The organism is Streptomyces sp. NPDC059743 (genome assembly GCF_042732975.1).
Lineage (GTDB): Bacteria > Actinomycetota > Actinomycetes > Streptomycetales > Streptomycetaceae > Streptomyces.
Window position 1 is genome coordinate 181787 of record NZ_JBHWGS010000019.1, and the last position, 8032, is coordinate 189818.

The 8032-nt window shown below is 70.3% G+C and carries 6 protein-coding genes and 1 tRNA gene; 4 read left to right on the forward strand and 3 right to left on the reverse strand.

The features are described 5' to 3' along the window. Positions 1-175: 175 nt before the first annotated feature. The 3 genes from ACFV6H_RS30475 (at position 176) to ACFV6H_RS30485 (ending at position 3150) form a co-directional block, all read left to right on the forward strand. Positions 176-1183: a decarboxylase gene (locus ACFV6H_RS30475; protein ID WP_385548576.1), complete on the forward strand. Its 1008-nt coding sequence runs from the start codon at positions 176-178 to the stop codon at positions 1181-1183. 19 nt (positions 1184-1202) lie between these two features. After that, entirely contained in the window at positions 1203-1922 is a 720-nt protein-coding gene (locus ACFV6H_RS30480) for a decarboxylase (RefSeq protein ID WP_384987503.1), read from the forward strand. Between the two features lie 139 nt (positions 1923-2061). Next, positions 2062-3150, forward strand: a complete 1089-nt coding sequence (locus ACFV6H_RS30485) for an LLM class flavin-dependent oxidoreductase (RefSeq protein WP_384987501.1) — start codon at positions 2062-2064, stop codon at positions 3148-3150. Between the two features lie 62 nt (positions 3151-3212). Here the strand turns inward: ACFV6H_RS30485 and ACFV6H_RS30490 are convergent, their stop codons facing one another. Then, complete coding sequence (locus tag ACFV6H_RS30490; protein ID WP_385548580.1) at positions 3213-5177, reverse strand: putative bifunctional diguanylate cyclase/phosphodiesterase; 1965 nt, start codon at positions 5175-5177, stop codon at positions 3213-3215. 344 nt (positions 5178-5521) lie between these two features. Between ACFV6H_RS30490 and ACFV6H_RS30495 the strand changes: the two genes are divergently transcribed. Further along, positions 5522-6766 carry a M6 family metalloprotease domain-containing protein gene (locus ACFV6H_RS30495; protein ID WP_384987497.1) on the forward strand — a complete coding sequence of 415 codons (1245 nt, stop codon included), beginning with the start codon at positions 5522-5524 and terminating at the stop codon, positions 6764-6766. Between the two features lie 77 nt (positions 6767-6843). Here ACFV6H_RS30495 and ACFV6H_RS30500 read toward each other — a convergent pair. Continuing rightward, positions 6844-6917 (reverse strand) — tRNA-Lys (locus ACFV6H_RS30500). A gap of 118 nt (positions 6918-7035) precedes the next feature. After that, positions 7036-7728 carry a hypothetical protein gene (locus ACFV6H_RS30505; protein ID WP_385548583.1) on the reverse strand — a complete coding sequence of 231 codons (693 nt, stop codon included), beginning with the start codon at positions 7726-7728 and terminating at the stop codon, positions 7036-7038. Between the last annotated feature and the right edge of the window lie 304 nt (positions 7729-8032).

Genomic DNA, 8032 nt, shown 5'->3' on the forward strand with positions numbered 1-8032 from the left:
TCTGCCGGAACCGGTCGGGCGGTCTGCGGATGGGTCTGCTGACGGGTTTGCGCGCGGGGCTGATGGTGCGGTTGATTTCCACCGGGGAAAATCCGTGCAACGTCTGAGATGGGCGGATTGACCACGCTTGCACCTGGCTCTTACCGTCGTCAATAACAGGCTAAGGGGGCCCGTCTTGCAAGTCTCCTTTCTGGGTGGACCACAACCGCAGCGTGGAGTGGGTGTGGTCGCCCCTTTCGATTTCGCCCTTGATCGCGAATTGTGGCGCTGGGTGCCCGACGACATCTCGCTGCGCGTGACCAGGACGCCGTATGTGCCCGTCGAGGTCTCCCTCGATCTGGCCAGGCTGGTCAGCGAGCACGAGACGCTCGGTGAGGCCGTACGGGCACTCGGCGCATCCGAGCCCGAGGTGATCGCGTACGCCTGCACCTCGGGCAGTTTTGTCGGCGGACCGGCCGGTGAGCGCGCCATGTGCGAGGCGATGACCAGGGCGGGCGAGGTGCCCTCGCTCACCACGACGGGAGCCCTGGTCGAGGCGCTGGAGGAGCTGGGCGCGAGCAGGATTGCGCTGGTCACGCCCTATACGGAGTCGGTCACCCAGGCGCTGGAGGACTATCTGGCGGAGGTCGGGGCAACCGTCACTGGGCGCGCCTTTCTGGGCCTGACGCGGCACATTTGGAAGGTGCCCTATCGCTCGGTCGTGGACATGGCGCGCGAGGCCGTCGTCGGGTCGGCGGACGCGCTCTTCATCAGCTGTACGAATCTGCCGACGTATGACGCGATTCCGCAGTTGGAGGCGGAGCTGCGGATGCCGGTGCTGTCCGCCAACCAGGTGACGATGTGGGCGGCGCTGCGCAGGCTCGGGGCGCACGCGGTCGGTCCGTACCAAGGGCTGCTGCTCGACCGCCGCGAGGCGGGCGAGGCGCACTACGTACGCGAGGTGCGGGACGCTCTGGACGCGCGGGACGCGTACGAGCAGCCCAGCGAGACACGGGAGGTGTCCATACCGTCGATACAGGCCCTGCCGCCGGTGGTGCCGATGGGACCGGTCGCGCCGATCGGACCGATGGGGCCCGCCATATCACCCGCGTCACCCGTGTCACCCGCGTCATCCGCATCATCTGTGGAGCCGCTGCCCGAATCGTCCACCGAGTCCCTTCCGGAGCCGCTGCCTGATGAGTGATGAGTAAGGAAGGCTGGACATGACCACCGTCGGATTCCTCTATCCCGGACACTCCGCCGAGGACGACTATCCACGCATGGAGGCGCTGTTCGGCATCGACATCCGGCTGGCCGTCGTCCACACCGACATCGGTGAGGACGCCCACCGCGTCGACGCGCTGATCGAGATGGGCTCGGCGGACCGGCTCGCCGAGGGCGTGGCGGAGCTTCGGCTGGCGGGCGCCCAGTCCGTGGTCTGGGCCTGTACGAGCGGGAGCTTCGTGTACGGGTGGGAGGGCGCCCACGAGCAGACACGCACCCTGGCCAGGGCCGCCGGGCTGCCGGCGTCGAGCACGTCGTTCGCCTTCGTCCACGCCGTACGGGAGCTGGGCGTCGAGCGGGTCGCCGTCGCGGCCACCTATCCCGAGGATGTCACCGGCTACTTCACCGCCTTCCTCAAGTCGGCCGGGACCGAAGTGGTCGCGGACCGGGCCAGTGGGATCATCACGGCGGCCGAGGTCGGCACCTGGGGATGGGACCAGGTGCTGGAGCTGGCCCGCGCGGGCGACCATCCGGACGCACAGGCCGTCCTGCTCCCGGACACGGCCCTGCACACGGCGGCGTATGTGCCCGAGCTGGAGGAGGCGATCGGCAAGCCGGTCCTGACCGCGAACCAGGTGTCGGTCTGGGAAGGGCTGCGGCTGGCGCAGCGCAGGGTGTGGGCACCGCGGCTCGGCACGCTGTTCGCGAGCCGGGAGTAGCGGGCACCGCCGGGCGGGCATGACCGCGCGGGAATAAACAACCGGGCACGAAGCCACCGGGCAGGAATAACCGGAGAGCCCCTCCTGTTGCAGCCCTTCTGTACGCGTGTACGCACTTCCGCGCAGAAGGGTCAGACCGGTGGACGACCACGACACGAGCCGAGGCACGACGGACGCGATTCGGGGTACGGCACAGGGCACGGCCCCAGTGCCTCTCTCCGTACTGGACCTGGTCACGGTGGGCAAGGGCTCCACCGCCGCCGAGTCGCTCCGTACGAGCGTCGCGCTGGCGCGGCTCGCCGAGAGCAGGGGCTACCACCGGCACTGGGTCGCCGAGCACCACTCCATGCCGGGCGTCGCGTCCTCGTCGCCCGCGGTGATCCTCGCCCATCTCGCCGCCCACACCGAGCGCATCAGGCTCGGCTCGGGCGGTGTGATGCTGCCCAACCACGCGCCGCTGGTGATCGCCGAGCAGTTCGGCACGCTGGAGGCGCTCGCTCCCGGCCGTGTCGATGTGGGCCTCGGACGCGCGCCGGGCACCGACGGGGCCACGGCGGCGGCGCTGCGCCGCTCCGACGGGCTGCACGAGGGCGCCGACGACTTTCCGCAGCAGCTCACCGAGCTGACCCGGTTCCTGGACGACGACTTCCCCGACGGCCATCCGTACTCCCGTATCCACGCCGTCCCGGGGCCGGTCCAGGGGCCCACCGCCCGGCCGCCGATCTGGCTGCTCGGCTCCTCCGGCTTCAGCGCGCGGCTGGCCGGTGTGCTGGGACTGCCCTTCGCCTTCGCCCACCACTTCTCGGCGCAGAACACGATCCCGGCGCTCGATCTCTACCGTGAGAGCTTCCGTCCCTCCGAGGTGCTGGACGCTCCGTACGCCCTGATCGGTGTCGCGGCCATGGCCTGTGACGACGAGCGCGAGGCCCGTCGCCAGGTGCTCACCGGCGCCCTCTCGATGGTCCGGCTGCGCACCGGCCGCCCTGGGCTCGTGCCGACGCCGGAGGAGGCGGAGGCGTATCGGTTCAGCTCGTTGGAGCAGGAGTTCGTGAACACCTGGCTCACCAATATCGTCCATGGCACGCCGGACGCGGTACGGGACGGTCTCAACGACCTCCAGAAGCGCACCGGCGCCGACGAGTTGATGATCACCGCCAATGCCCATGGCGGCGAGGCGCGGCTGCGCAGCTACGAACTCATCGCGGACGCCTACGCCCTGCCCGTCTGAGACGAGGGTCACACTCTCGGGAAAGGCGCGGACCGCGCCCGCCGGTCGGACCTCCGGCCGGATCAGGCCTTCTGCGCGCCCGCGCCCGCCGCGATCATCTCCGCGATCCGTTCCGGCGCCACCGGGCGGGAGAAGAGCCAGCCCTGGCCCGTGTCACAGCCGATCCGCTGGAGACGGGCCGCCTGGCCCGAGGTCTCCACACACTCCGCGGTCACCGTCAGCCCCAGCCGGTGGGCGAGCTGGACCAGCGCCTCGACAATCGTCTCGTCCGCCGGATTCGGATGGACGCCCTCGTCGTACCGGAAGCCACGGACGAACGAGCCGTCCAGTTTGAGCACCGAGACCGGCAGCCTGCTCAGATACGCGAGATTCGAGTAGCCGGTCCCGAAGTCGTCGATGGCGATCCGTACGCCCATGTCGCTCAGCGCCTGGAGCGCCTGGAGCGGCCGGCCCGCCGAGCCCATCACCGCGGACTCGGTCAGCTCCAGTTGCAGCAGATGCGGCGCGAGTCCGGTCTCCGCCAGGATCTCGGCCACGTCCGCGACCAGATCGGAGTCCCAGACCTGGCGTACGGCGACATTGACGCTGACGAAGAGCGGCCGGGCGTGCGGATGGCCGAGCTGCCACTGTCTGGCCTGGCGGCAGGCCGTACGCAGCACCCACCGGCCGAGCTGCACGATCGAGCCGTCCTCCTCGGCGATTCCGATGAACCGATTCGGCGCGAGTGTCCCGAATTGCGGATGGTTCCAGCGCACCAGCGCCTCCACGCCGCGTACCACTCCGTCGGCCATCCCGACCAGCGGCTGGTACTGGAGGACGAACTCCTCGCGCTCGACCGCGGGACGCAGCCGCGAGGTCAGAGCCTGCCTTGTCATCCGGTGGGCGTTGCGCTCCGGGTCGAAGAGCGTCCAGCGGGCCTTGCCGTCGGCCTTCGCCCAGTACAGCGTGGTGTCGGCGGCCTGCATCAGACCGGTCGGCGTGGTGCCTTCTGCGGCCCGTTCCACGACGCCGATCGAGGCCGAGACCGAGAGCCGCTGCCCGGCCAGATCGAAAGGGCGCTGGAGCGCGGTGAGTACGGAGCGGGCGAGATCGGCGAGCTGTTCCGTGCCGATGGAGTCCTCGACCAGGATCGCGAACTCGTCGCCGCCGAGCCGGGCGACCAAGTGGCCGCCGCTGCGCGTGTATCCGTCCTGGTCGGCGCATTCGGTGAGACGGGTGGCGACGGCGGCGAGCAGCCGGTCGCCGGTGCGGTGGCCGAGAGTGTCGTTGACGGCCTTGAAGCCGTCGAGATCGAGGTAGCACAGACCGATCCGCCCTGTTCTGCCATCGCCTCTTGCATCGCCGTACGGGCCCCGGGCATAGGCTCCGGCGTCGTACGTCCCGCTCGTCCCGCCGCCGTATCCGGCCGCCGCCGAGGTCTCCAGCGCGGAGGCGAGCCGTTCGAAGAACAGCGTGCGGTTGGGCAGCCGCGTCACCGGATCGTGCATCTGGAGATGGCGCAGCCGCGCCTGGAGCTCGCGACGGTCGCTGATGTCCGCGATCGACAGCAGCGCGGTGCTGCTCTCCGGTACGGGCGCGACGGTGACCTCGGCCCAGAGCGTCCGTCCGTCGGAGTGCTTGAGCCGGCGTGTGCAGCGGAAGTGGGCGCGGCGGCTGTCCAGCACCGCGCGATAGGCGTGCCAGGTGCGGCCGTCCGAGGCGAGATCGACAAGGTCGGCGGCGGACTGGTCGAAGAGCGCGGCGCGCTGGGTGCCGAGGAGGGCGGCGAGCGCGTCGTTGGCGCTGATGACGGTGCCCTCGTTGTCGAGGACCGCCATGGCGAGCTGGGCGGCGTGGAATGCGGCGCGGTAGTCGCGTCCGTCCACGGCGGTGTCGCTGACTCTGCCGATGGGATGACGCTCCGTGATCGAATCCTTGGCCGGTTCATGGACCGTCTCACCGGCCGGAGGCCCGTCGCCGCCGTGCGCGGCGACCGCCGCATGGCGCTGCCGGTGCGGCCCTTGCGGCCCTTCGGAGGTTCCGCTCACGGCTCGCTCCCGCGGTGCAGTCGTGTCGTACAAGTCGTACCGAGTGGTCGGGACGGCCGGCCAGGGAAAGTGTGCCGATCATAGAGGGCGGCCGGGTGGCCGTTCCAGCTCCGGTGGACGGAACGCGAGCGTCAGGCGCCGGCGGTCCGCCCTCGGGCGATCGTTTCTGCCTGCCTGTGGCCCGGTCGGCCCTGCCGTGAGGCCCTGTGACTTTCCGTGACCCGTCGGGGTGTCGGACAGAACGCGTGACACTCCTCACCCGTGTGGGGCAGCGGAACAGGGCGTATCACCATAAAACGGCACAGTGTGGGTGAGGTATCCCCTAACCGGAGCCGGAGGTCGATGTGGAGCGTCCGCAGCCATCGGCGGGAGTGGACCGGCCCCGCCTGCGCAGTACCGCGGCCGGCTTCATCTCACTGATGGCGCTCGCCGCCATGGCGCTGGTCACCGGGCCCGCGGCGGACGCGGTCGCCGAAGGGCCCTGCGCGCTGACCCGGACCTCCGCCCATCACTCCCTCGGTCTCGACACCTGGAACGGTTCCTATCCGCGCCCGGACCGTCCGCTCGACGCGGTCATGGTCTTTCTCTCCTTCCCGGACTCCAAGAAGCTGCCCGATCCGGCGGAGCTGGCGGCCGATCACTTCCCGGCCACCAGCCGCTTCTACGAGCAGGCCTCGTACGGGAAGTTCACGCTGCGGGCGCATCCGAAGCTCCAGTGGGCGCGGATGCCGCACGCCTCCACCGAGTACGGGATGCGGCGCGACTGGGAGCCGGCCCGGCGCACGGCCTATCTGCGGGACGCGCTGGCCACCGCCGATCCGCTGGTCGATTTCTCGCGCTACGACGTCGTCTATCTGGTCGCCGATCCGGAGGCTCCCGGTGTCGACTCCGACGCCACGAAGGTGGTCAACTTCGAGCAGCCGATGAAGGCGGACGGTACGGAGATCAAGCGCATCGTCACCGTCTTCGAGCGCCATCCTCCGGACCGCAATGTGCTGGCTCACGAGACCGGGCATGTCTTCGATCTGCCGGATCTCTACCACCGGCCCGTGGACGGCAAGGGCGACTGGGACACCTATGTCGGCGACTGGGATGTGATGGGCAGCCAGTTCGGGATGTCGCCGGATCTCTTCGGCTGGCACAAGTGGAAGCTCGGCTGGCTGGACCGGAGCCAGGTGCGGTGTGTCGGATCGACGGGTACGAGTCTGCTCAGCCTGGAGCCGATCGCCGCCGCGCCGTCGGTGGCCGGGAGTACGGGGACGAGGCTGGCGGTCGTCAGGACCGGTGACAACTCCGCCCTGGTCATCGAGGCGCGCGCGGCGACCGGCAACGATCTCCACACCTGCACCGAGGGCGTGCTGATCTACCGGGTGCGCGGCGGTACGGCGTCGGGCGGCGGCCCGGTCGAGGTGGTGGACACGCATCCGCACAGCCAGGCCTGCTGGGACCAGTCGGTGTATCCGCCGCTCGCGGACGCGCCGCTGGGCGTCGGCGAGACGTTCACGGTGCCGGGAGAGCGGACGAAGGTGGAGGTGGCGGACCGTACGGCGGGAGGCGCCTGGACGGTCAAGATCACGCCGCACTCGTGAAACGCCGCGCTCGTGGGCGGAACACCGAGCGGAAAACGAAGAGGCCCTTCGCTCTCACGAAGGGCCTCTTCCGTCGGTGCGCCGCCAGGGACTCGAACCCCGGACCCGCTGATTAAGAGTCAGCTGCTCTAACCAACTGAGCTAGCGGCGCCTGCTGACGTCGTAGACCTTAGCACCAGGATCGGCGGGAGGAAAAATCGATATACGCGAGGCCGCTCGGGGGCCGCTCCCGGGGCGTTTTCGGGCCGTTTCCGGTGGTCAGGAGGTGCTCAGGAGCACGACTGCGGCTGGCGCTCCGCCGTGGTGGCGGCCGTCCTGGGCCGAGGTATGGGCCCGGTCCCGGCGCGGGCGGTCCTCGCCGTCGCACGGGCCGCCCGTACACAGGCCCAGAGCAGGACCTCGGGTCCCGGGAGCCAGGGATGGCGGGTGTCGGGAGCGACCACCCAGCGCGGTCCCGAGGCGGCGCCGGGCGCGAGCGGCGGTACGGTCACGGCGTCGCCCACGCCGTGGCAGAACAGCGGCGGCGGGACCGGCGCCGCCGCCGGTCCTTCGGCTCCCGTACCGCTCCACTCCTCCCAGGAGAGCAGGGCCGGCAGCCGCTGGGCGGTGCCGGGCGCGGCGAAGAGGAGCGTACGGCCGCGGTACGCGGCGACCGGCCCGGAGCCGGGCCCCTCGGACCACAGCCGCTCCAGCATCCGGCGGCCGAAGACCCAGGGGACGTTCACCACGTCGAAGACGGAGCCGCAGGACAGTACGCCGGGAGCGGTCGGCCGGGCGGCCCAGTGCGAGAGCGTGGAGCGGGGATACGGTCCGGAGGAGGCGAGCCAGTCCGCGCCGGCCGGCGTGATCTGCGCGGTGTGCCGGCGGCCCTCGTCACGGAGGAGGGCGAAGATGTCGGCGCGTCGCTCGTCGTCGCCCGTGCCGGGACTCAGCGGGGATTCATCTCGTAACCATGCGCTCATGGCAGTCAGGTCTACCGCCAGTAACGCCACCGCTCCGGAGAGTTCGGCGAAACCGGGACAGCGGCACCGGGCGAGGAGTAGCCTGCCCTCCGGCATATGCCCATGGGATGCATGAGCCTCCGCCGCCACTCCGGCCGCCCGCGCCACTCCGGACACGGACACGGCCTCGCACCTGCGGTCGTATGCCGGTCGTATGCCGGACCGGTGCGCTAGGTGTATTGATCACGAGCGTTGTTGACACGTGCCGGTGCTTGATCATGGCGAAGACCTCCGGTGTGGTGGAGCTGTCTAGGACTGCACCGCA

Coding starts and splice junctions, on each gene's coding strand:
- ACFV6H_RS30505 (WP_385548583.1), bottom strand. CDS start 7,728: ATGAGCGCATGGTTACGAGATGAATCCCCGCTGAGTCCCGGCACGGGC.
- ACFV6H_RS30480 (WP_384987503.1), top strand. CDS start 1,203: ATGACCACCGTCGGATTCCTCTATCCCGGACACTCCGCCGAGGACGAC.